We start from the raw sequence: 23740 nt of genomic DNA on the forward strand, positions 1-23740 counted from the left end.
CCATCATCCCTCCCGCTCCGCACTGCGTGCGTCGCGGACGGGTCTGCCAGGGAAACCAATGGTTTTGCCCGCTCAGCGGGGACCCTCGGCTGCGCCTCGGCGACGCGCCGAAACGACCAGTGGTTTTTGAGCGGGGATTCGGCGCGCGTAGCGCCGCCGGAAGAATGACTGCCTTGTCACTAGCGCGGAATGTGCGGGAGCACGGATTCCAGATGCACCACTACCCCTTCCAAGCCAGGGGACCCGCTTAAGAGTTGGCGGATTTAGCTGTCTTCTTTGCCTACTTTCTTTGCAGCAGCAAAGAAAGTAGGTGCCGCCCCGCACAGGGGCAACGCTAATAGACCGATAAGTCAGCAAGGAAAGGCCAACACCGCACGAACAAAGGCAAAAAAGGCCTCCCCCGCCCAAGGAGAGCAACGCATTCGGCCCATCCCCACGCGCGCTAGCGCCCAACCGCTACCACCCGCGTCCCCGCGAACCGATCATGCAAAAACTGCCGCTGCGGATCAAAACGCCCACTCGCGGCCCACACCACGAACCAGACGCCCGCAATAACAAGCGTCTGCGGCACCCGCAACCCAAGAAGTGGATGCAACGCCAGCGGCGGCAAAAACCACAACCAGGCGAACACATACCGCGCAATCGCCCGCCCAACCGAAACCGGCGCGCCATCAGCGCCAACAACCCGTAATCGCCAGGTTTTCATCGGCAGCGTCTGGCCGCCGTGCGTCCAGAACCAGACGAAGTACACGCCAACCACGAGGCCGATCCAGCCGGCGAGCAGGTTGTGATGCGCGAGCCCGTTACGCTGCTGCGTCAGCGTGCTGAACAGATAGCCGGCGACAAACACGACGCCGAACAGAATGACCGCTTCGTAGAGCAATGCGGCGAGCCGTCGCCGGACGGTGGGCGCCCTGCCGCCGGGTGCGGCGGCAGGCAGGGTGGGGGTGGCGAGCGGCTGGGACACGTAATGGGTTCGGGGTCGGAATCAGGAGCCGTGGAAGATTGCCGGCGCTTCGGCAGGCGACACGGGCACCGGCGTCGCCGGTACGAAGCTGCCCGCCGCCGGAATCGCAGGCGTTGCCGGCAGCGAGGCCGCGGCCGGCGCGGAGGCAGCCGGTGCGGCGCTCGCCGCCGCGGCAGCACTGGCGCCGTGCTCGCGCGCATTCACGAACCGGTCGATGCCCTTGATCTCGTTGCGAGCCGATGGCGGCGCGCTGACGACGCTGGGGCGACGCTTGTGTTCGCTCGCGGCGAGCCGCTCCTTCGTTTCTTCGGGCAGTTGTTGGTACGCTTTCCACGCCTTCTGGCGCGCTTCGCGCGGCAACTCCTTCGAAACCTGGTAGTTTTCGCGCGCGACGCGGCGCTGATCGGGCGTCATGCGCACCCATTCACTCATGCGCTCTTGCAGACGCTTTTGCGCATCCGGCGACATCTTTGCGTATCGCGACGCAATCTTGATCCACTTTCGCTTGCGTTCGTCGCTAAACGAATCCCATTGCGATGCGAATGGGGCCAGCGCGGCGTGGTCGGCGGCGCTCAGGCGTGACCACGCGAGGGGGCTATTGCTGCCCGGCAGGCTGGGCAATTCGACGGAAAGTGCGGGGGCGGGCGCGGGCGCGGCGACGTTGACGCCGGGCGACGGATTGCCCGCCGACGATGGGCTCGGGTGAAAGCGCGGATAGGTCGCGACAAACGACACCAGGGCCGCGATCGTGCATCCGAAAACAACGGCCAGGCCGCGCTTGTAACTCACCCGAGGAATCTCCCGCTCAGTGGGCGCGTGAAAGATACGCGTTGAAGCCGTGGTCGAGATAGGCATTGAGCGGCAGGTCGTCGCTTAGCATGGCGGCATCGATATCGGCAAGTTCGGCGGTGCGCTGGTGATCTTCCCAGTAGGCGATGCCGATCAGGCTCACGACCAGCGCGGCCAGCGGCCACGCGAGCGCGAAGCGGCGCAGCGGCCAGCGGCGGCGCGGCTCGAAGCCTCCCTGCGGTAGCCCCGCTATCCCGGCCGGCATGCCGGCGAACGCAGGCACGAACACCGGCGCGCTGACGGCTTCGGGCTTTTTGCGCACCAACGCGGCACGACGTGCGGCAGCGAGCCGCTCGACGGTGGCGGGAGGGAGGCTGGCGGTGTTTTCGTCAAGCGCGCGGCGCAGTTGACGCGCAAACTCGAGTTCTGTGTTTTCAAGGGAGCTCATAGCGTGATTCCTTTCGCCTTGAGCGCTTGCGCCAGCGTGTGAGTGGCCCGGGAGCAGTGCGTTTTCACGCTGCCTTCGGAGCAGCCCATTGCGGCGGCAGTCTCGGCGACATCCATATCCTCCCAATAACGCATGAGAAACGCCTCCCGTTGACGCGCCGGTAATTTCTGGATCTCGTTGTCGATCGACTGCAGGACCTGCTCTCGTTCGAGCTTCTGTTCGTTGCTCTCGGCGCCAGCCGAACCCGCCTCGGCCTCGAAAGTTTCCAGCGGATCGAACTCGTCGTCGTCGGCATTGCCGAGCGACGAGAATAGACTAACCCAGGTGTTGCGTACTTTGGCACGGCGGAAATAGTCGTGCGTCGCATTCTGCAGAATACGCTGAAACAGCAGCGGTAGCTCGGCCGCCGGACGGTCGCCGTATTTCTCGGCGAGCTTGATCATCGCGTCTTGCACGATGTCGAGGGACGCATCGTCGTCCCGCACGGCGTAGACCGTCTGCTTGAATGCGCGCCTTTCGACGCCCGCCAGAAAATCGGCGAGTTCCTTGTCTGATGCCATCCGGTTGGGGTCGGCGCAGCAAGCGTGCGCGTAATCGGTCGAAAAATGTCGTAAAACTCGCGGATGCTAACAAACTTTTGCTCCGATAGGGTGAAACCTGCTCAAGCTTGCATTTGCATGACGGTCGACATTCCGTCCGATCGCGCTCTCCTACGCGCGAGCAAATGGCAATATTTTCTTGACCGCGAGCGCGTCAGAAGCTATCGTCGCTGGTTCGCAACATAAGTGAGTTGTCTCAATTGAGGTGTGGCCCAAGAAGCCCGCCTGTCAACTGGACGCGCCGCTTGAACCCGAGCCACGAGCCCGGCAGAGAGCACCCGATCAATTTTTTGCCGAAAATTCGAAAGGTGAATCAATGAATATGCCCAGCGCGGAATTCTCCACGTCGGATACGACCCCCCCACACGAAGCAGACTCTATCGGCGCCACCGTGCTCATGAAGGCACTGGCCGACGAAGACGTCGAGTTCATCTGGGGCTATCCCGGCGGCTCGGTACTCTACATTTACGACGAGCTGTACAAGCAGGACAAGTTCCAGCATGTGCTCGTGCGCCACGAGCAGGCCGCCGTGCATGCCGCGGACGCCTACGCGCGCTCCACCGGCAAGGTCGGCGTGTGTCTCGTGACCTCCGGCCCCGGCGTCACCAACGCGGTGACCGGCATCGCGACCGCCTATATGGATTCGATCCCGTTGGTCGTGATCAGCGGCCAGGTGCCGACTGCCGCGATCGGTCAGGATGCATTCCAGGAATGCGACACGGTCGGCATCACGCGTCCCTGCGTGAAGCACAACTTCCTCGTGAAGGACGTGCGCGATCTCGCCGCCACCGTCAAGAAAGCTTTCTACATCGCCCGTACCGGCCGTCCCGGCCCAGTGCTGATCGACATTCCGAAGGACGTGTCGAAGACGCCGTGCCAATACGAGCCGATCAAGAGCGTTTCGCTGCGCTCATACAACCCGGTCACGAAGGGCCACTCCGGTCAGATCCGCAAGGCGGTGTCGCTGCTGCTGTCGGCGAAGCGTCCGTATATCTACACCGGCGGCGGCATCGTGCTCGCGGATGCGTCGCGTGAATTGAACCAGTTCGCCGATCTGCTCGGCTATCCGGTCACCAATACGCTAATGGGTCTGGGCGGCTACCGCTCGAGCGACAAGAAATTCCTCGGCATGCTCGGCATGCACGGCACGTACGAAGCCAATATGGCGATGCAGCACTGCGACGTGCTGATCGCGATCGGCGCGCGCTTCGACGACCGCGTGATCGGCGATCCGAGCCACTTCGCGTCGCGGCCGCGCAAGATCATCCATATCGACATCGATCCCTCTTCCATTTCCAAGCGCGTCAAGGTCGACATTCCGATCGTCGGCGACGTGAAGGAAGTGCTGAAGGAACTGATCGAGCAGTTGCAGACGGCCGAGCATGGCCCCGACGCCGCGGCGCTCGCCGACTGGTGGAAGGACATCGAAGGCTGGCGCGCGAAAGATTGCCTGAAGTTCGACCGCAAGAGCGACATCATCAAGCCGCAGTACGTGGTCGAAAAGGCGTGGGAGCTGACCGACGGCAACGCGTTCGTGTGCTCCGACGTGGGCCAGCACCAGATGTGGGCCGCGCAGTTCTACAAGTTCAACAAGCCGCGTCGCTGGATCAATTCCGGTGGCCTCGGCACGATGGGCTTCGGCTTACCGGCCGCGATGGGCGTGAAGATGGCCCATCCGGACGACGACGTGCTGTGCATCACGGGCGAAGGCTCGATCCAGATGTGCATCCAGGAGCTGTCGACCTGCAAGCAGTACGACCTGCCGATCAAGATTATTTCGCTGAATAACCGCTATCTGGGCATGGTGCGCCAGTGGCAGCAGATCGAATACAGCAAACGCTATTCGCATTCGTACATGGATGCGCTGCCGGACTTCGTGAAGCTCGCCGAAGCGTACGGACACGTGGGCATGCGCATCGAGCGCACGGCCGATGTGGAACCGGCGCTGAAGGAAGCGCTGCGCCTGAAGGATCGCACGGTGTTTCTCGACTTCCAGACCGATCCGACCGAAAACGTCTGGCCGATGGTTCAGGCCGGCAAGGGCATCACCGAGATGCTCATGGGTTCGGAAGATCTTTAAACGACGGGGCGTCTGGATAACTCCAGCGCCGGCTTCGTGATGCGCGCCTTCAAAAAAGGCGAGGGCAGACGAAGCGGCGCCGCTCCGCTCGCAGACATCGACACATCATCTGGAAGAAGCGAAACATGAGACACATCATTTCCGTCCTGCTGGAAAACGAACCAGGCGCGCTGTCGCGCGTGGTGGGTCTGTTCTCCGCACGCGGCTACAACATTGAAACCTTGACGGTGGCTCCGACCGAAGACCGTTCGCTGTCGCGCATGACCATCGTCTCCGTTGGCTCGGACGACGTGATCGAACAGATCACGAAGCATCTGAACCGCCTGATCGAGGTGGTGAAAGTGGTCGACCTTACCGAGGGCGCCCACATCGAACGCGAGCTGATGCTGATCAAGGTGAGGGCGGTCGGCAAGGAACGTGAGGAGATGAAGCGGATGGCGGACATTTTCCGCGGCCGCATCATCGACGTCACCGAAAAGACCTACACGATCGAATTGACGGGGGCGAGCGACAAGCTCGACGCCTTCATCGAGGGGCTCGATTCCACGGCGATTCTCGAGACGGTCCGCACGGGCAGCTCGGGCATCGGTCGCGGCGAGCGCATTCTGAAGGTCTGAGGTCGCGTTTCGCAAGGCCGGGCAACGCGGTATCGCCCGGCTGGCAATAACAACATTCGCAGTACCCGAATTTCTCTGAATCATCGAATCTAGCCAAGGAACCGACATGAAAGTTTTCTACGACAAGGACGCCGATCTCTCCCTCATCAAGGGCAAGCAGGTCACCATCATCGGCTATGGCTCGCAAGGCCATGCGCACGCGCTGAACCTGAAGGAAAGCGGGGTGAACATCACGGTCGGTCTGCGCAAGGGCGGCGCATCGTGGAGCAAGGCTGAAAACGCCGGCCTGCAAGTCAAGGAAGTCGCGGAAGCGGTGAAGGGCGCGGACGTCGTCATGATGCTGCTGCCGGACGAGCAGATCGCCGACGTGTACGCGAAGGAAGTCCACGCGAACATCAAGCAGGGCGCAGCGCTCGCGTTCGCGCACGGCTTCAACGTTCACTACGGCCAGGTGATCCCGCGTGCCGACCTCGACGTCATCATGATCGCGCCGAAGGCGCCGGGCCACACGGTTCGCGGCACCTACTCCCAAGGTGGCGGCGTGCCGCACCTGATCGCGGTTGCGCAGGACAAGTCGGGCGCGGCGCGCGACATCGCGCTGTCGTACGCAGCGGCTAACGGCGGCGGCCGGGCCGGCATCATCGAAACGAACTTCCGCGAAGAAACCGAAACCGACCTGTTCGGCGAGCAGGCCGTGCTGTGCGGCGGTACCGTCGACCTGATCAAGGCCGGCTTCGAAACGCTGGTCGAAGCGGGTTACGCGCCGGAAATGGCGTACTTCGAGTGCCTGCACGAACTGAAGCTGATCGTCGACCTGATCTACGAAGGCGGCATCGCGAACATGAACTACTCGATCTCGAACAACGCCGAGTACGGCGAGTACGTGACGGGTCCGCGCATCGTGACCGCTGAAACGAAGAAGGCGATGAAGGCCGTGCTGACCGACATCCAGACCGGCGAATACGCGAAGAGCTTCATCATCGAGAACAAGGCTGGCGCACCGACGCTGCAATCGCGTCGCCGTCTGACGGCCGAGCACCAGATCGAGCAGGTTGGCTCGAAGCTGCGCGCGATGATGCCGTGGATCGCGAAGAACAAGCTCGTCGACCAGTCGAAGAACTAAGCGTCTCGACGTAACGAGGTTCGGCGCGGCGCTTCGGTGCGGCGGCCGGACCAGTCAAAAAGCCGTCCAAGGGTGCTGAACCCTGGGCGGCTTTTGCTATCCTACGGTTTTACAAAAACACAGAAGCCATCCATGAATTACCCTCATCCGATCATCGCGCGAGAAGGCTGGCCGTTCATCGCCATCGCGGCCGTCGTTGCATTACTGGTTCACGCCTTCGCGGGGTTCGGCTTTGCGTGGCTCTTCTGGCTGATCCTGATCTTTATCGTGCAGTTCTTCCGCGACCCGGCGCGTCCGATTCCGACGCAGGCCAACGCGGTGCTGTGTCCTGCCGACGGTCGTATCGTCGCGGTAGAAACCGCGCATGATCCTTATGCGAATCGCGAAGCGCTGAAGATCAGCGTGTTCATGAACGTATTCAACGTGCACTCGCAGCGCTCGCCCGTCGACGGTGCGATCTCGAAAGTCGAATACTTTCCTGGCGCCTATCTGAACGCGGCGGTCGATAAAGCCTCGCTCGAAAACGAGCGCAACGCGGTCGTGATCGAAATGGCCGGCGGCCAGACGGTCACGTCGGTGCAGATTGCCGGGCTGATCGCGCGGCGGATTCTTTGCTACGTCCGTGCAGGCGAGCCGCTGACCCGCGGCCAGCGTTACGGATTCATCCGCTTCGGTTCGCGCGTCGACGTGTATTTGCCGGTGGGCAGCCGTCCGCGCGTGTCGATCGGCGAGAAGGTGTCGGCGTCGTCCACGATCCTCGCCGAGCTGTAAAGCGGCATACAGGAGGTTGTCCGAATGGCCGCATTCAAACCGCGTCGACCCCGCAGCAGTGGACCGCTGCCGCGGCCGTTTCGTCGCAACAAGCCGCCGGTGGTCACGGAGTCGCCGGTCGCCGACAGCCGGCGCGCGCAGCGTCAGCAGTTCCTCAGAAAACGCGGCATCTACCTGCTGCCGAACGCATTCACCACGGCCGCGCTGTTCTGCGGCTTCTTCGCCGTCGTGCAGGCGATGAACGTGCGCTTCGAGATCGCGGCGATCGCGATCTTCGTCGCGATGGTGCTCGATGGCATGGACGGTCGCGTCGCGCGCATGACGCATACGCAAAGCGCGTTCGGCGAGCAGTTCGACAGCCTGTCGGACATGGTGTCGTTCGGTGTTGCGCCCGCGCTCGTGATGTACGAGTGGATCCTGAAGGACCTCGGCCGGTGGGGCTGGCTCGCGGCGTTCGTCTATTGTTCCGGCGCGGCGCTACGGCTCGCGCGTTTCAACACGAATATCGGCGTGGTCGACAAGCGTTTTTTCCAGGGCATGCCGAGCCCGGCCGCGGCGGCACTGATCGCCGGTTTCGTGTGGCTCGCCACCGACAACCGCGTGCCGCTGAAGCTCGTCTGGCTGCCGTGGGTCGCCTTCGTGCTGACCATCTACGCGGGCGTGACGATGGTGTCGAACGCGCCGTTCTATAGCGGCAAGGCGCTCGACGTACGGCATCGCGTGCCGTTCGGCGTGATCCTGCTGGTGGTGGTCGCCTTCGTGCTCGTGTCGTCCGATCCGCCGTTGATGCTGTTCGGTCTGTTCGTGCTGTACGGTCTGTCCGGCTACGTGTTCTGGGCGTATCAGGCGGTGCGCGGCCGGGCCAATCCGGCGCGTTCGATGTCGCACGACCGTTGAGGATTTGAACTGCGCTGCATCGCAGCGACGTACGAAAAACGGCAGCCTGCAGGCTGCCGTTTTTCGTTGGTTGGTGCCGTTACGCGGTCGCTTCGGACAGCGCCGCAGGCCGCCCCGGCGCGCATTGCGCGGTGGCTGGAATGCCGCTATAGTCGTCGGATCAGTGCGTGGGCGTGGCCGGTTTTGCCGGGTCGGCGAGGCCGTTCGCTGCGCCGCGCCATCATGCTTCGTTCACGCCCTTATGCGGTTTTGCGTCCCATCCGCACCGGCCGCGATCATCGTGATCGCCCTACCTTGCCAGCGGCGGCGCTCATCGTCCCATTCCAAAACCAAGTCCCACATCTGAACGACTCCCGAGGAGGCCCGACATGTCCGACAAACTGATCATTTTCGACACCACGCTGCGTGACGGCGAGCAATCGCCCGGCGCGTCGATGACGAAGGAAGAGAAGATCCGCATCGCCAGGCAACTCGAACGGATGAAAGTCGACGTGATCGAAGCGGGCTTCGCGGCCAGCTCGAACGGCGACTTCGACGCGATCCATACGATCGCCGGCCTCGTGAAGGACAGCACGATCTGCTCGCTTGCGCGCGCGAACGACAAGGACATACAGAAGGCCGCCGACGCACTGAAGCCGGCCGATCATTTCCGCATCCACACGTTCATCGCAACGTCGCCACTGCACATGGAGAAGAAGCTGCGGATGACGCCCGAGCAGGTATTCGAGCAGGCCAGGCTTGCGGTGCGTTTCGCGCGCAAGTTCACCGACGACGTCGAATTCTCGCCGGAAGACGGCAGCCGCTCGGATTTGGACTTCCTGTGCCGTGTGCTGGAAGCGGTGATCGCCGAAGGCGCGACCACGATCAACATCGCGGACACCGTCGGCTACGGCGTGCCGGAACTCTATGGCCAACTCGTGAAGACGCTGCGCGAGCGCATTCCCAACTCGCACAAGGCGGTGTTCTCCGTGCATTGCCACAATGACCTCGGCATGGCGGTCGCGAATTCGCTCGCCGGCGTGCAGATTGGCGGCGCGCGCCAGGTCGAATGCACGATCAACGGGCTCGGCGAGCGCGCGGGCAATACGTCGCTCGAAGAAATCGTCATGGCGGTGAAGACCCGCAAGGATTACTTCGGACTCGACGTCGGCCTCGACACGACTCAGATCGTGCCGGCCTCGAAGCTCGTGTCGCAGATCACTGGCTTCGTCGTGCAGCCGAACAAGGCCGTGGTCGGCGCGAACGCTTTCGCGCACGCGTCGGGCATCCATCAGGATGGCGTGCTGAAGGCGCGCGATACTTACGAAATCATGCGCGCGGAAGACGTGGGTTGGGCCGCGAACAAGATCGTGCTCGGCAAGCTGTCGGGCCGCAATGCGTTCAAACAGCGTCTGCAGGAGCTTGGCATCGCGCTCGACAGCGAAGCCGAACTGAACACCGCGTTCGCGCGCTTCAAGGAACTCGCCGATCGCAAGGCGGAGATCTTCGACGAAGACATCATCGCCATCGTCAACGAGGAATCGGCGGAAGCGCACGAGAAGGAGCACTACAAGTTTCTGTCGATGTCGCAGCATTCCGAAACCGGCGAGCAGCCGCACGCGAAGGTCGTGTTCTCGGTAGAGGGTAACGAGATCACCGGCGAAGCGCGCGGCAACGGACCGGTCGACGCCACCCTCAACGCGATCGAAACGGAAGTGGGCAGCGGCTCCGAACTGCTGCTGTACTCGGTCAACGCGATCACGACCGGCACGCAGGCGCAGGGCGAAGTGACCGTGCGGTTGTCGAAGAGCGGGCGCATCGTCAACGGCACGGGCACTGATCCGGATATCGTCGCGGCATCCGCGAAGGCATATTTTTCGGCGCTCAACAAGCTGTATTCGAATGCGGACAAGGTGAATCCGCAGCGCTCGGAGTAACGCGAGCATGGCGCGCCGGTAGCGCGCGATCGCTTGTGTGGATCGGAGGAGAAGCCCCGTGGTGCTCGGCACACGGGGCTTTTTTCTGCCGTCATCGCGCAGCTGCGGTGGCGCGATATGACGAAACTAGTCCGCCGTCGTGCGCCGCAGCGACCAGCCGCGCGTTGCGCGGGCCTGCTCGCGGACTTGAAATCTGACGTCGACGGTAATCCCACGGCGAGGCGCATCGGCGACGAACGCGTCCAGCAGTTCGCGCACGTCGTGGTCGACGAAATCGGCGCGTGTCGCATCGACGATGACGGTGGCGCCATCCGGAATCTGCTGCAGATAGTGCTTGAGCGGCACCTTACCGAGAAACGATACGTCCTTGCGAAACGACAGCAGGTAGTGATCGCCATGCTGCGCGAGCACGATCGGGCCGCGCAGGTTTGCGTACAGCGCGAACAGCATGCTGCACAGGATGCCGAGCACGATACCGATCAGCAGATCGGTGACGAGCACACCGACGACCGTGACGATAAATGGTGCGAACGGCGCGAATCCCTGCCGCGCGAGCCCGGCGAACAACGACGGCTTGGCGAGTTTGAACCCGGTGAAGATCAGGATCGCGGCAAGGCAGGCGAGCGGGATCAGGTTGATCACGCTCGTGAGCGCGAACACGCTGACGAGAAGCAACACGCCGTGAACGATCGCCGAGAGTCGGCTTTTTGCGCCGGCATGGACGTTCGCGGAGCTGCGCACGATCACCGCGGTGATCGGCAGGCCGCCGATCGCACCCGCGATCAGATTGCCCACGCCCTGCGCCTTCAGCTCGCGATCGGGAGGCGCGCGGCGGCGCTCCGGATCGATCTGTTCGACCGCTTCGAGGCTCAGTAGCGTTTCGAGACTTGCGAGGATGGCGATCGTGATCGCAACGCGCCATATGTCGGGATTGACGAGCTGGGCGAACCGTGGGCCGAAGTCGGCCGACGCGAGCACGGCCTGCAGTGCCGCGAACGATTCCAGCGACGGCAACGCGACCCGCCCTTCGGCGGGCGGTGCCAACGATGGCGCGACGAGATTGAGGGCGAGCGTCGCGCCGATGCCGAGCAGCACCACCGCGAGCGGCGCGGGCATGATGCGCACGACAGCGAAGCGGCGCAGCGCGCGCGTTTCCCAGCCGGCGAGGATCGCGAGCGACAGCAGTGTGATCAGCACGGCGGTCAGTGAGATTGGGCCGAGCGGCGTTGCGACCGCCGCCGCCGACTGGCCGGAGTCGGCGGTGCCGGACAGCCCCAGCGCAACGGGAAACTGCTTGAGGATCAACAGCACGCCGATGGCCGCGAGCATCCCCTTGATCACCGGCGACGGCACGTAGGCGGCGAACCGGCCGGCCTTGAGCATGCCGAAGCCGAACTGGATGACGCCCGACAGCAGTACGGCCAGCAGGAAAGCGGAAAAGCCGCCAAGCCGTGCGATGCCGTCGACGACGATCACGACGAGGCCCGCGGCCGGGCCGCTCACGCTCAGACGCGAGCCGCTCAGCGCGGCAACCACGAGCCCGCCAATGATGCCGGACACCAGTCCGGCAAACGGGTCGACGCCCGATGCGTGAGCAATGCCGAGGCAAAGCGGCAGGGCCACCAGAAAAACGGCCGTTCCGGCGAGCACGTCGCTCTGGAGCGCGGAGAAAGAGGTTTGATTATCCATGGTGTCGAAGAGCGAGAGGTGGGACGATGGGCGACGAACAGGTATGGCCCGATGACGATTCCGCTGTCGGCTCCGTCCGCGGTTCGAATGGGACGGGCGACGCGCTTCGCTAGGCCGCGCTGTGCGCCGCGGTCGTGCAGGTCATCGCGTCGTCGGCGGTATAGCCGGAGGTGAGAACCTTGATGCGCCCGTCGTCGAGAGCAAAGATCCAGCCGTGCACGAGCGGCGCCGGCTCAGCCTCGTGCACGATCGGGCTCGCCCGTAGCTGCCGCACCTGTTCGAGCACGTTCAGCTCGGCGAGGCGATTGACGCGATCCGGCTCGGTCGCCGCGCCGTCCAGCTCCGAGTGATGCGTTTTGGCGAGTGCGCAGAGCGGCGCGATACGGCGGTTCACGTGGGGCAGCGCGGGGTCCGGCGGCAGCAGCGCGGCGCGCACGCCGCCGCAGCCATAGTGGCCGCAGACGATCACATGGCCGACCTTGAGCACCCGCACCGCGTATTCAAGGACGCTCGCGACGTTATCGTCGCCGGGATGAAACAGGTTGGCGATGTTGCGATGGACGAACAGATCGCCGGGCTCGCAATGCGTGATCGTTTCGGCGGGCACGCGGCTGTCCGCGCAGCCGATCCAAAGGATGTGTGGATTCTGTCCGCGCATCAGGTCGCGAAAAAATGCCGGACTACGCGTCGCGGTTTCATGGGCCCACGCGACGTTGGCGACCAGCAGGTGTTTGGGTCGGTTCATCGTAGCAACTCCGTATGAGAGGCAATTGACCTGGCACCGGACCGAAACCGCGTCTGCACGTGATTGCGAGCCGGTGCCCGAACGGCGTTTACAATAACCTTTCTTTCGCAAAATTGTGGACGTAAACAGGATAAAATTCTGTTTTATGCTTAAACAATAAAAAAGCCGCCTATCGAAGGCGGCTTTTTTGAGATTTGGTGCTTCTTCCGAAGAGGGTGCTCAGTGCTCAGAACAGGTTGCGGCGGTCGGGGTCGTGCAGCGGGTCGGGGGTCTTCTGCGTGAGGCGCAAGATGCCCTGGTCATCGAAGTAGAAGTTGTACATCATGTACCAGACGTTGTCTTCGAGATAGCGATAGGTCCAGACTTCGCGCCTCATCAGCGGGAAGTACGACGTTTCGACCGGGCGGCCGAAGTTCACTAGCACGTCGCCGCGTGTCCATTTGCCGATCTCGGCGCGGTAGAACTCGTTGGGCTGCAGCACCTGGCGCATGTTGATGATCTTGCCGGCTGCGTTGATGTCGGCGGCGGTGGTGGTTTCGCCCATCGGTTGGGTCGGCCACATCAGACGCTTGCCGCCGTCGGGCAGATCATAGGTTTCGCGCGGCGGACCGAGACGCGCGATGACCGTCGATGCGTCCGCTCCCGGTTGATACTGCTGCCACGGCTGGGCGCAGCCGGCGAGCGCGAGCACGCTCAGGCAAACGAGCGCGGCGCGGCGCAGACTGGCGCCGGCCGGGGCTGTGATAGCAGCGGCCGTGGGGTGGTGGCGGTTCGGCATGTATTCCTCCGATGGCGTTTGAATAGCGGTTCTTATCATCGAAACGCACCATTTTGACACGCGCTGTGGCGAAAGAACGGCGTTGCTTGCACGTGCGTCGCCATCAAACGGTAACGGATGCGCCGGCTTGCCTATTCCGTGCGCGTCATCCTATGATCCGCGCTTCGAAGATTCAGGCGGGACGACCATGACGGCGATGTGGCGAGGGGCGGCGGTGGTTGCGCTGACGGCGATTTCGATGGCGGTGGCGGGAGTTGGCGTGGCTGAGGCGGCGAATCCGGCCTCGACGGGCGCGAGTCAGGCGTCCGCGCAGGAGACCGTTCCGCCCACCGGCAAGCCGGGGAGCCGCGCGGCCACGCTGGCGGCAAGCCCGGCCGGTAATCACGCAAGCAAGTTCGCCAGCCTGCCGGCCGGCAAACTCACCGGCACGCCAATCCAGCTCGCGCTGATCGAAGGCATGTCCGGCCCGTTCGCGAACGCGGGCGCGGCAGTCGAGCGCAATCTGCGTTTCGGTGTCGAGCAGGTCAACGCGCACGGCGGCGTGGAACTCGCGGACGGCGCGCATCCGTTCGAACTCGTCGTGCTCGACAGCAAGGGCAGCACGGAGGAAGCGCTGACGCAATTGCGCGCGGCCGCGGATCGCCATATCGGCTACATCCTGCAGGGCAATAGCTCGGCGGTCGCCGCGGCGCTGATCGGCGCGATCGAGAAGCAGAACAGCCGCGAGCCGGACAACCGCGAACTGTTCCTCAACTACTCCGCCGACGACCCCGCGCTCACCAACGCGGACTGCAGCTTCTGGCACTTCCGCTTCGACGCGCACGCCGGCATGCGGATGGCCGCGCTCGCCGAGGTGATCGAGCGCGACAAGGCGGTAAAAAAGGTGTACCTGCTGAACCAGGATTACAGCTTCGGACACGACGTGAGCAGCCTCGCGCGTTCGACGCTCGCGGCGAAGCGTCCCGACATCGCGGTGGTCGGCGACGAATTTCACCCGATCGGCCGCGTGAAGGATTTCGCGCCGTACATCGCGAAGATCCGCGCGAGCGGCGCGGACGCCGTGATCACCGGCAACTGGGGCAACGACCTGACGCTGCTCGTGAAGGCGGCGCGCGAGCAGGGCCTCGACACGAAGTTCTACACGTTCTACGGCAACAGCCTCGGCGCGCCGGCCGCGCTTGGCGACGCGGGCGTGGGTCACGTGATCGCGGTGGCCGAGTGGCATCCGAATGTCGGTGGCGCGGCCTCCGACGCGTGGTACGCGGCGTTCCGCGCGCGCTTTCCGGCCGCCCAGGACGACTATCCGGTGCTGCGCATGCCACTGATGATCGAAACGCTCGCCGCCGTGATGAGCCGCGCCGGCAGCGCCGCTCCGACGGCGGTCGCGAAAGCGCTCGAGGGCATCCGCTTCGACAACGGTATTCACGCATCGTGGATGCGCGCCGATGACCATCAGCTGATCCAGCCCCTCTACGTGATGCAGATGGACAAAGCAGGCACACCCGGCGTGCATTTCGATAACGAAGGGTCGGGCTATGGCTTTCGCACGGTGCTGGCGATACCAGCCGAACGCACCCTATTGCCGACGGTCTGCCGGATGCGGCGCCCCTGAGCGCCCGCGAGCGACACTCAATCCGCCTTGCTGGCCCGGGGTTCGCGGCCGGAATCGGCTGTGCTACAATACGCGTCCCGTTGTTGGGCTGGGTTCTGATTCAGTTAATTCAGCCACGAACGGGACTCAGTAAATTGTGAAACGGGTATCCCACGGCACGGCCTTTCTTCCGTGACCGCCTGTCCAGTTATCAAGGAAATTGACATGTCCGCAGTTGAAGCAAGCAAGAAGTCCGAAGTCGTCGCGCAATTCGCACGCGCAGCCAACGACACCGGCTCCCCCGAAGTTCAGGTCGCGCTGCTCACGACCCGTATCAACGAACTGACCTCCCACTTCAAGGAGCACACGAAGGATCACCACAGCCGCCGCGGTCTGCTGCGCATGGTGAGCCGCCGTCGCAAGTTGCTCGACTACCTGAAGGGTAAGGACGCGGATCGTTACCGCAGCCTGATCGAGAAGCTGGGTCTGCGTAAGTAATCGGCCAGTCGTTCAGCAAGATGCCTGTGTCAGTTTCGCTGATACAGGCATTTTGTTTTTGCGCGGCGCGCTGCGTGTAACGCGCACCGCCTGTGATCCGCGGCGTATGCCGGTTCGCGCGGCGTCTATGGGCAAGCGCAGTAGCAGTAGCAGAACAGCAGTAGAAGAAGTAACAGGAAACAAGGCCGGGCTTCAGGGCGGAGTTTTGTGTCATTCCAGCGGTTCGCGCGCAGTCGCAGCACGTGACTCTCTGGAATGGCATAGCACGACTCTTCCCATGCGGCGCCGGCCTGGCGTTGCCGCGCCGCTCCGGTCCGCGCGGCATTACGATGAGGAAAAGCAATGACTATGTTCAATAAGATCGTCAAAGAGTTTAAGTGGGGGCAGCACAACGTTCGCCTCGAAACCGGTGAAATCGCTCGCCAGGCGGGCGGCGCGGTGATCGTCGACGTCGAAGATACCGTGGTGCTCGCCACCGTGGTCGGCGCGAAGACCGCGAAGCCGGGCCAGGACTTCTTCCCCCTCACCGTCGATTACATCGAAAAGACTTACGCCGCCGGCAAGATCCCGGGTGGCTTCTTCCGTCGCGAAGGCCGTCCGTCGGAAGGCGAGACGCTGATCTCGCGCCTGATCGACCGTCCGCTGCGTCCGCTCTTCCCGGAAGGCTTCTACAACGAAGTGCAGGTCGTGATTCACGTGCTGTCGCTGAATCCGGAAATCCCCGCCGACATCCCTGCGCTGATCGGCGCCTCGGCGGCGCTCGCGGTGTCCGGTCTGCCGTTCAACGGCCCGGTCGGCGCGGCGCGCGTGGCCTACATCAACAACGAATACGTGCTGAACCCGACGCGTCCGCAGATGAAGGAATCGGCACTCGACCTCGTCGTCGCCGGCACGGAACGCGCGGTGCTGATGGTCGAATCGGAAGCGCAGCAATTGAGCGAAGAAGTGATGCTCGGCGCCGTCGTGTTCGGTCACGAGCAGATGCAGACCGCGATCGACGCGATCCACGAACTCGTCCGCGAAGGCGGCAAGCCCGAGTGGGACTGGCAGCCCGCCGCAAAGAACGAAGCGCTGATCGCACGCGTGACCGAACTCGCGCAGGCCGATCTGCTCGCCGCTTACCAGATCCGCGACAAGCAGGCTCGCTCGACCAAGCTGAAGGAAGTCTACGCGGCGACCTCGGCGAAGCTCGAGGAAGAAGCGGCGGCAGCGGGCACCGTGGCGGCCGACAAGGCGTCGGTCGGCAACGTGCTGTTCGACATCGAAGCGAAGATCGTCCGTACGCAGATCCTGAACGGCGAGCCGCGTATCGACGGCCGCGACACGCGCACCGTGCGCCCGATCGAAATCCGCACCGGCGTGCTGCCGCGTACCCACGGCTCGGCGCTGTTCACGCGCGGCGAGACGCAGGCGATGGTGGTCGCGACGCTCGGCACGAAGGGCGACGAGCAAAACATCGACGCGCTCGAAGGCGAGTACCGCGAACGCTTCATGCTCCACTACAACATGCCTCCGTTCGCGACGGGCGAAACGGGCCGCGTCGGTTCGCCGAAGCGCCGTGAAATCGGTCACGGCCGTCTCGCCAAGCGCGCGCTCGTCGCGTGCCTGCCGAGCGCCGACGAGTTCGGCTACTCGATCCGCGTCGTGTCGGAAATCACCGAGTCGAACGGATCGTCGTCGATGGCTTCGGTGTGCGGCGGCTGCCTCGCGCTGATGGACGCCGGCGTGCCGATGAAGGCGCACGTCGCCGGTATCGCGATGGGCCTGATCCTCGAAGGTAATCGCTTTGCGGTGCTGACCGACATTCTCGGTGACGAAGATCACCTCGGCGACATGGACTTCAAGGTCGCGGGTACGGAACAAGGCGTGACCGCGCTGCAGATGGACATCAAGATTCAGGGCATCACGAAGGAAATCATGCAGGTCGCGCTCGCGCAGGCGAAGGAAGGCCGCATGCACATCCTCGGCAAGATGACCTCGGCCGTGGCCGGCGCGAACACCCAACTGTCGGAGTTCGCACCGCGCATGATCACGATCAAGATCAACCCGGAAAAGATTCGCGACGTGATCGGCAAGGGCGGCTCGGTGATCCGCGCGCTCACCGAAGAAACCGGCACGACGATCGACATTTCGGATGACGGCGTCGTCACGATCGCGAGCACGAACAGCGAAGGCATGGCCGAAGCGAAGCGTCGTATCGAAGCGATCACGATGGAAGTCGAAGTGGGCCAGGTGTACGAAGGCACCGTGCTCAAGCTGCTCGACTTCGGCGCGATCGTGAACATCCTGCCGGGTAAGGATGGTCTGCTGCATATCTCCGAGATCGCGAACGAGCGCATCAAGGACATCAACGACTATCTGAAGGATGGCCAGCAAGTGAAGGTCAAGGTCATCCAGACGGACGAGAAGGGTCGTGTGCGTCTGTCGGCGAAGGCATTGCTGAACGACGCGCCGCAAGGCGAGCCGACGCCGCAGTAAGGCGGTAGCGGACAAACGGCCGGCCGTGTCATGCGCGCCGGCCGTTTTTCATGCAGGATGGATTGCGTTGCGCATTCGAATCGCAGCGCGGCGCTACGGCAGACGGCAGCAACGGGTAGGTAACGCAATCCAATCTTGGAGTTGACGCAGATGAAAGCGATCGAAATCACTGAATTCGGTGCGCCGGAAGTCCTCAAGCTGGCGGAGCGTCCGACGCCGCAGCTCAAGGCTGGCGAGGTGCTGATCAAGGTGGCGGCATCCGGCATCAATCGTCCGGACGTGTTTCAGCGCAAGGGCGGCTATGCGCCGCCGCCGGGAGCGTCGGATCTGCCGGGGCTGGAGGTGGCGGGCGAGATCGTCGGCGGCACGATCGACGCGAAGAGCAACCCGTTTGGTCTGAAGATTGGCGATCGCGTGTGCGCGCTGCTCGCGGGCGGCGGCTACGCGGAATTTGCGGCCGCGCCGCTGCTGCAATGCCTGCCGGTGCCGACGGGGTTGTCGGATATCGAAGCGGCTTCGCTGCCCGAGACTTTTTTCACGGTGTGGAGCAACGTCTTCAATCGCGCGCAGCTCGGCCAGGGCGAGGGCGGTGCGAATGAAACGCTGCTCGTGCAGGGTGGTTCGAGCGGCATCGGCGTGACGGCGATCCAGATTGCGCACGCGCTCGGCTTCCGTGTGTTCGCGACCGCGGGTTCGGACGAAAAGTGTCGCGCGTGCGAAGCGCTCGGCGCCGAACGCGCGATCAACTACAGGACTGAAGATTTCGTCGAAGTCATCAAGTCGCTGACCAACGATCGTGGCGTCGACGTGATCCTCGACATGGTGGCAGGCAGCTACGTGCCGCGCGAATTGTCGGCTCTCGCCGACGGTGGCCGTATCGTACTAATTGCGCTGCTCGGCGGCGCGAAGGCGGAGCTGAACCTGAACGAAGTGTTGCGTCGCCGTCTGACGGTTACCGGTTCCACACTGCGACCACGGCCGATCGAGTTCAAGGCGCAGATCGCCGCGCAACTGAAGGAGCGCGTGTGGCCGCATCTCGAAGCTGGGCGCATCAAGCCGGTCGTGCATCGCGTGTTTCCGGCCGCCCAGGCTGCCGACGCGCATGCGCTGATGGAAAGCGGCACGCACGTCGGCAAGATCGTGTTGACGTGGGGTCAGGAGGCTTGACGTCATCGGTTTGACCCGATCCACCCCACGCAGTAAAATTGCGCGTTTTGCGCGCGCCGGATCAATCCGACGGGCGGGCCGCGAGCGCAGGAACAAACTGCAGCGAGGCGCGAGCGAAGTCCGCCGGCAGCAGGCCGGACTGGCAAGACAGGACAATACTAGACGATGTCGAATCAACAACGAGCCAAACTGGTAGTCGGTAACTGGAAGATGCATGGGCGGCTCGCCGCCAACGCCGCGTTGCTGCAGGCAGTGGCACAGGGCGCCAGTGAATTGCCGGCCGACGTGCGCGTCGGTGTGTGCGTGCCGAGCCTCTATCTCGGGCAGACTCAGTCGCTGCTCGAAGGCAGCCCGGTCGTGTGGGGCGTGCAGGACGTGTCCGCGTTCACGCATGGCGCCTATACCGGCGAAGTGGCTGCGCCGATGGTGACGGACTTCGGCGCCACGTTTGCGATCGTCGGGCACTCGGAGCGCCGCGCGTATCACCGCGAAAGCGCCGAACTGGTCGCGGTGAAAGCGCAGCGTGTGCTCGAGGCGGGTTTGACGCCGATCGTGTGCGTCGGCGAAACGCTCGAAGAACGCGAAGCGGGTTGCACCGAGCAGGTCGTCGGCGGTCAGCTCGACGAGGTGCTCGCGAAGCTGTCGGCTCAGGAAGCGGCTCGCCTCGTCGTCGCGTATGAGCCGGTGTGGGCAATTGGCACCGGCAAGAGCGCATCGGCGGCACAGGCGCAGGCCGTGCATGGGTTCCTGCGCGCACGTCTCGCGGCCAAGGGTGCGGCGGACGTGCCGTTGCTATACGGCGGCAGCGTTAAGCCGGACAACGCGGAAGAACTGTTCCGTCAGCTCGATATCGACGGCGGCCTGATCGGCGGCGCGTCGTTGAAAGATCAGGATTTCCTGGCGATCTGCAAGGCGGCCGCTGCGACCAGCGTGGCTGGTTAAGCTGGGCGTCTCGGCGAGGATGACTCCATTTCGCGCAACACACAGTGTGCGGCGCGGTTAAATAAAGACTCAGGTGAGTGTGATGCTGTATTTGAAAACATTGATTATCGTCGTTCAGTTGTTGTCGGCGTTCGGGGTCATCGGACTTGTGTTGCTGCAGCACGGCAAAGGTGCCGATATGGGCGCGGCTTTCGGCAGCGGCGCGTCGGGTAGCCTGTTCGGTGCGACGGGTTCGGCGAACTTCCTGTCGCGTACCACGGCAGTGCTCGCAGCGCTGTTCTTTGCCACGACACTGGCACTCACTTACCTTGGTGCGTATCACGTGAAGCCGTCGGCAGGCGTGCTGGGCGCGGCAGCTACTGCGCCGGTCGCGGCTTCGCCGGCTGCGGGCTCGGCCCCGGTGGCGGCAGCACCGGCTTCGCCTGCGTCGGTTCCGGCGACGGGCGTGCCGAAATAAATTTTCGGCGGACGTGGTCTTGTGCGTTGAACAATCTGCTTAAGCAAGTTACAATTGAAGTCTTGAAGCGATTCGCGGGTTTTGCAAGTTGTTTTCCCGGATTGCATATAGTGCCGACGTGGTGAAATTGGTAGACACGCTATCTTGAGGGGGTAGTGGCGAAAGCTGTGCGAGTTCGAGTCTCGCCGTCGGCACCAAATGTTATCTAAATGCCAGCCGTTTGCTTCGCTTCGGCTGGCATTTTCACTTCTGGCGTATCGCTGTACGGCTTACGTCATGCGCGTTGAGGAAGTGATTTCGCGTCAGGGGTGCTATGCTCCTGACGGCACTCAGAACCAACCGATTGAGGATTGCCTTGAACCTCGCAGCCTATTTCCCCGTTTTGCTGTTCCTTATTGTGGGCACCGGTTTAGGCGTAGCACTGGTCAGTATTGGCAAGCTCCTCGGTCCCAACAAGCCCGACACCGAGAAAAACGCACCGTACGAGTGCGGCTTCGAAGCATTCGAAGATGCGCGCATGAAATTCGACGTGCGCTACTACCTCGTCGCCATTCTCTTCATCATTTTCGACCTTGAGACCGCATTCCTGTTCCCGTGGGGCGTGGCGTTGCGTGACATCGGCTGGGCTGGGTTCACGGCAATGATGATTTTCCTGCTCGAGTTCCTGCTTGGCTTTGCCTACATCTGGAAGAAGGGCGGCCTCGACTGGGAATGATGGATTAATCGCCGGTTTGCGTGGGTGGCCAGGCTTGCCGCCCCGTCTGGAGTGGAAAGCAAATGAGTATCGAAGGGGTCTTGAAGGAAGGGTTTGTCACCACTACGGCGGACAAACTGATCAACTGGACGCGCACCGGCTCGCTGTGGCCGATGACGTTCGGTCTTGCGTGCTGCGCGGTCGAGATGATGCATGCGGGCGCTGCCCGTTATGATCTCGACCGTTTCGGCGTGGTGTTTCGTCCGAGTCCGCGTCAGTCGGACGTGATGATCGTCGCCGGCACGCTGTGCAACAAGATGGCGCCCGCTCTGCGCAAGGTTTACGACCAGATGGCGGAGCCGCGGTGGGTGATCTCGATGGGCTCATGCGCGAACGGCGGTGGCTATTACCACTACTCGTACTCGGTGGTGCGCGGCTGCGACCGGATCGTCCCGGTCGACGTGTACGTGCCGGGTTGTCCGCCCACGGCGGAAGCGCTGGTATACGGCGTGATCCAGCTGCAAGCCAAGATTCGCCGCACTAACACCATCGCCCGTCAATAAGGCCAACGCCTCCCCACAATATGGCAAGCAAACTCGAGACCCTGAAAGCGAACCTCGAGGCGGCCTTTGGCGGCCTCCTGTTGAGCGTGACCGAGTCGGTCGGTGAATTGACGATCGTCGTCAAGGCCGGCGACTACCTCAACGTGGCAAAGCGTCTGCGCGACGATCGCTCGCTCGGTTTCGAGCAGTGTGTCGACCTGTGCGGCGTCGATTATCAGACCTATGCCGAAGGCGCTTACGACGGCCCACGTTTTGCGGCAGTGCTGCATCTGCTGTCGGTACAAAACAACTGGCGTCTGCGGCTGCGCGTATTCGCGCCGGACGACGACATGCCGATCCTGCCGTCCGTCGTCGATATCTGGAATTCGGTCAACTGGTACGAGCGCGAAGCGTTTGACCTGTACGGCATCGTCTTCGAAGGTCACCCGGACCTGCGCCGCATTCTGACCGACTACGGTTTCATCGGTCATCCGTTCCGCAAGGATTTCCCGGTCTCCGGCTACGTCGAGATGCGTTACGACCCGGAAGAGAAGCGCGTCGTTTATCAGCCGGTGACGATCGAGCCGCGGGAAATCACGCCGCGCGTGATCCGCGAGGATCGCTATGGCGGTCTGAAACACTAAGAGAACGTCATGGCAGAGATCAAGAACTACACGCTCAACTTTGGTCCGCAGCACCCGGCAGCGCACGGTGTGTTGCGTCTCGTGCTCGAACTCGACGGCGAAGTGATCCAACGCGCCGATCCGCACATCGGTCTGCTGCATCGCGCGACTGAAAAGCTCGCCGAAAGCAAGACGTTCATCCAGTCGGTGCCGTACATGGACCGTCTCGACTACGTGTCGATGATGGCCAACGAGCACGGCTACGTGCTCGCCATTGAAAAGCTGCTCGGCATCGACGTGCCGCTGCGCGCGCAATACATTCGTGTGCTGTTCGACGAAGTCACGCGCGTGTTGAATCACCTGATGTGGATTGGCTCGCACGCGCTCGACGTCGGTGCGATGGCGGTGTTCCTGTATGCGTTCCGCGAGCGCGAAGACCTGATGGACGTGTACGAGGCGGTGTCGGGCGCGCGCATGCACGCGGCCTACTATCGCCCGGGCGGCGTCTATCGCGATCTGCCTGACGCAATGCCGCAATACAAGGCGTCGAAGATTCGCAATGCGAAGGCGTTGTCGAAGATGAACGAAAACCGTCAGGGTTCGCTGCTCGACTTCATCGACGACTTCTTTACGCGCTTCCCGAAGTGTGTCGACGAATACGAAACGCTGCTCACCGACAACCGGATCTGGAAGCAGCGTCTGGTTGGTATCGGCGTGGTCAGCCCGGAGCGCGCGCTGCAGCTCGGCATGACCGGCGCGATGCTGCGTGGCTCGGGCATCGAGTGGGATCTGCGCAAGAAGCAGCCGTATGAGGTTTATGACAAGCTCGACTTCGACATTCCGGTCGGCGTGAATGGCGACTGCTATGACCGCTATCTGGTGCGCGTCGAAGAAATGCGCCAGTCCACGCGTATCGCGAAACAGTGCATTGAGTGGCTGCGCAAAAATCCGGGCCCGGTAATGACGGACAATCACAAGGTTGCGCCGCCGTCGCGCGTCGGCATGAAGTCGAACATGGAAGATCTGATCCACCACTTCAAGCTTTTCACCGAAGGCTTCCATGTGCCCGAAGGCGAGGCGTATGCCGCAGTCGAACATCCGAAGGGCGAGTTCGGCATCTATCTGATCTCGGACGGCGCCAACAAGCCGTATCGTTTGAAGATCCGCGCCCCGGGCTATGCGCACCTGTCCGCGCTCGACGAAATGGCGCGCGGCCACATGATCGCCGACGCAGTAACGATCATCGGCACGCAGGACATCGTGTTCGGCGAAGTGGATCGCTAGGACGTATTCATCGACGCGCGTCTGCGGTCGTCGCACCGCCACGCG

General features: G+C 63.0%; 23 protein-coding genes and 1 tRNA gene. 17 read left to right on the plus strand and 7 right to left on the minus strand.

From position 1 onward, the window contains the following. Positions 1-442: 442 nt before the first annotated feature. Genes HWY30_RS15565 through HWY30_RS15580 form a run of 4 tightly spaced genes read right to left on the minus strand, consistent with a single transcriptional unit; the run spans position 443 to position 2764 of the window. Positions 443-967: an RDD family protein gene (locus HWY30_RS15565; RefSeq protein WP_090803744.1), complete on the minus strand. Its 525-nt coding sequence runs from the start codon at positions 965-967 to the stop codon at positions 443-445. A 21-nt stretch (positions 968-988) separates the two neighbouring features. Continuing rightward, positions 989-1756, minus strand: a complete 768-nt coding sequence (locus HWY30_RS15570) for a DUF3106 domain-containing protein (protein WP_090803745.1) — start codon at positions 1754-1756, stop codon at positions 989-991. Positions 1757-1772: 16 nt separating this feature from the next. Then, positions 1773-2204, minus strand: a complete 432-nt coding sequence (locus HWY30_RS15575; protein ID WP_090803747.1) for a DUF3619 family protein — start codon at positions 2202-2204, stop codon at positions 1773-1775. Beyond that, complete coding sequence (locus tag HWY30_RS15580) at positions 2201-2764, minus strand: RNA polymerase sigma factor (RefSeq protein WP_090803748.1); 564 nt, start codon at positions 2762-2764, stop codon at positions 2201-2203. The genes HWY30_RS15575 and HWY30_RS15580 overlap by 4 nt, the downstream gene beginning before the upstream one ends. Positions 2765-3119: 355 nt before the next feature. Here HWY30_RS15580 and HWY30_RS15585 point away from each other — a divergent pair, with 355 nt between their 5' ends. The 6 genes from HWY30_RS15585 (at position 3120) to HWY30_RS15610 (ending at position 10207) form a co-directional block, all read left to right on the plus strand. Next, positions 3120-4883, plus strand: a complete 1764-nt coding sequence (locus tag HWY30_RS15585; protein ID WP_090803750.1) for an acetolactate synthase 3 catalytic subunit — start codon at positions 3120-3122, stop codon at positions 4881-4883. A 125-nt stretch (positions 4884-5008) separates the two neighbouring features. Continuing rightward, the gene (ilvN, locus tag HWY30_RS15590) at positions 5009-5500 is read left to right on the plus strand and encodes an acetolactate synthase small subunit (protein WP_018420000.1); all 492 of its coding nucleotides are present in this window, start codon (positions 5009-5011) and stop codon (positions 5498-5500) included. 106 nt (positions 5501-5606) lie between these two features. Then, positions 5607-6623 (plus strand): ketol-acid reductoisomerase, encoded by a 1017-nt coding sequence (ilvC, locus tag HWY30_RS15595; protein WP_008920617.1) that lies wholly within the window; start codon positions 5607-5609, stop codon positions 6621-6623. A 132-nt stretch (positions 6624-6755) separates the two neighbouring features. Then, complete coding sequence (locus HWY30_RS15600) at positions 6756-7394, plus strand: phosphatidylserine decarboxylase (RefSeq protein ID WP_018420001.1); 639 nt, start codon at positions 6756-6758, stop codon at positions 7392-7394. Positions 7395-7418: 24 nt separating this feature from the next. Next, the gene (pssA, locus tag HWY30_RS15605; RefSeq protein ID WP_018420002.1) at positions 7419-8291 is read left to right on the plus strand and encodes a CDP-diacylglycerol--serine O-phosphatidyltransferase; all 873 of its coding nucleotides are present in this window, start codon (positions 7419-7421) and stop codon (positions 8289-8291) included. Between the two features lie 368 nt (positions 8292-8659). Next, positions 8660-10207 (plus strand): 2-isopropylmalate synthase, encoded by a 1548-nt coding sequence (locus tag HWY30_RS15610; protein ID WP_090803751.1) that lies wholly within the window; start codon positions 8660-8662, stop codon positions 10205-10207. 126 nt (positions 10208-10333) lie between these two features. Here the strand turns inward: HWY30_RS15610 and HWY30_RS15615 are convergent, their stop codons facing one another. From HWY30_RS15615 to HWY30_RS15625, 3 genes are all read right to left on the minus strand, one after another. Continuing rightward, complete coding sequence (locus tag HWY30_RS15615; protein ID WP_090803753.1) at positions 10334-11896, minus strand: SulP family inorganic anion transporter; 1563 nt, start codon at positions 11894-11896, stop codon at positions 10334-10336. Positions 11897-12005: 109 nt separating this feature from the next. Beyond that, complete coding sequence (locus HWY30_RS15620) at positions 12006-12641, minus strand: carbonic anhydrase (protein WP_090803754.1); 636 nt, start codon at positions 12639-12641, stop codon at positions 12006-12008. Positions 12642-12867: 226 nt separating this feature from the next. Further along, positions 12868-13419 (minus strand): hypothetical protein, encoded by a 552-nt coding sequence (locus HWY30_RS15625; protein WP_090803756.1) that lies wholly within the window; start codon positions 13417-13419, stop codon positions 12868-12870. A gap of 187 nt (positions 13420-13606) precedes the next feature. Here HWY30_RS15625 and HWY30_RS15630 point away from each other — a divergent pair, with 187 nt between their 5' ends. From HWY30_RS15630 to HWY30_RS15680, 11 genes are all read left to right on the plus strand, one after another. Beyond that, a complete protein-coding gene (locus HWY30_RS15630) occupies positions 13607-15031 on the plus strand; it encodes a branched-chain amino acid ABC transporter substrate-binding protein (protein WP_176078898.1) in 1425 nt (474 codons plus the stop codon). A gap of 204 nt (positions 15032-15235) precedes the next feature. Next, positions 15236-15508, plus strand: coding sequence for a 30S ribosomal protein S15 (gene rpsO, locus HWY30_RS15635; protein WP_008920609.1), 273 nt, complete (start codon positions 15236-15238; stop codon positions 15506-15508). A 342-nt stretch (positions 15509-15850) separates the two neighbouring features. Beyond that, the gene (gene pnp, locus HWY30_RS15640) at positions 15851-17986 is read left to right on the plus strand and encodes a polyribonucleotide nucleotidyltransferase (protein WP_176078899.1); all 2136 of its coding nucleotides are present in this window, start codon (positions 15851-15853) and stop codon (positions 17984-17986) included. 150 nt (positions 17987-18136) lie between these two features. Next, the gene (locus tag HWY30_RS15645; RefSeq protein ID WP_090803759.1) at positions 18137-19153 is read left to right on the plus strand and encodes an NAD(P)H-quinone oxidoreductase; all 1017 of its coding nucleotides are present in this window, start codon (positions 18137-18139) and stop codon (positions 19151-19153) included. A gap of 165 nt (positions 19154-19318) precedes the next feature. Beyond that, entirely contained in the window at positions 19319-20095 is a 777-nt protein-coding gene (gene tpiA, locus HWY30_RS15650) for a triose-phosphate isomerase (RefSeq protein ID WP_090803761.1), read from the plus strand. Positions 20096-20177: 82 nt separating this feature from the next. Then, complete coding sequence (secG, locus tag HWY30_RS15655) at positions 20178-20552, plus strand: preprotein translocase subunit SecG (RefSeq protein WP_090803763.1); 375 nt, start codon at positions 20178-20180, stop codon at positions 20550-20552. Positions 20553-20664: 112 nt separating this feature from the next. Then, positions 20665-20749: transfer RNA gene (locus HWY30_RS15660), tRNA-Leu, on the plus strand. Positions 20750-20907: 158 nt separating this feature from the next. Then, positions 20908-21267 carry an NADH-quinone oxidoreductase subunit A gene (locus HWY30_RS15665; RefSeq protein ID WP_018420012.1) on the plus strand — a complete coding sequence of 120 codons (360 nt, stop codon included), beginning with the start codon at positions 20908-20910 and terminating at the stop codon, positions 21265-21267. A 62-nt stretch (positions 21268-21329) separates the two neighbouring features. Next, entirely contained in the window at positions 21330-21809 is a 480-nt protein-coding gene (locus HWY30_RS15670) for a NuoB/complex I 20 kDa subunit family protein (protein WP_006052903.1), read from the plus strand. Positions 21810-21829: 20 nt separating this feature from the next. Beyond that, positions 21830-22432 (plus strand): NADH-quinone oxidoreductase subunit C, encoded by a 603-nt coding sequence (locus HWY30_RS15675; protein ID WP_090803764.1) that lies wholly within the window; start codon positions 21830-21832, stop codon positions 22430-22432. 9 nt (positions 22433-22441) lie between these two features. After that, a complete protein-coding gene (locus HWY30_RS15680) occupies positions 22442-23695 on the plus strand; it encodes an NADH-quinone oxidoreductase subunit D (RefSeq protein ID WP_090803765.1) in 1254 nt (417 codons plus the stop codon). Positions 23696-23740: the final 45 nt, after the last annotated feature.

The sequence above is a fragment of the Paraburkholderia tuberum STM678 genome (assembly GCF_902833905.1).
Classification (GTDB): domain Bacteria; phylum Pseudomonadota; class Gammaproteobacteria; order Burkholderiales; family Burkholderiaceae; genus Paraburkholderia; species Paraburkholderia tuberum.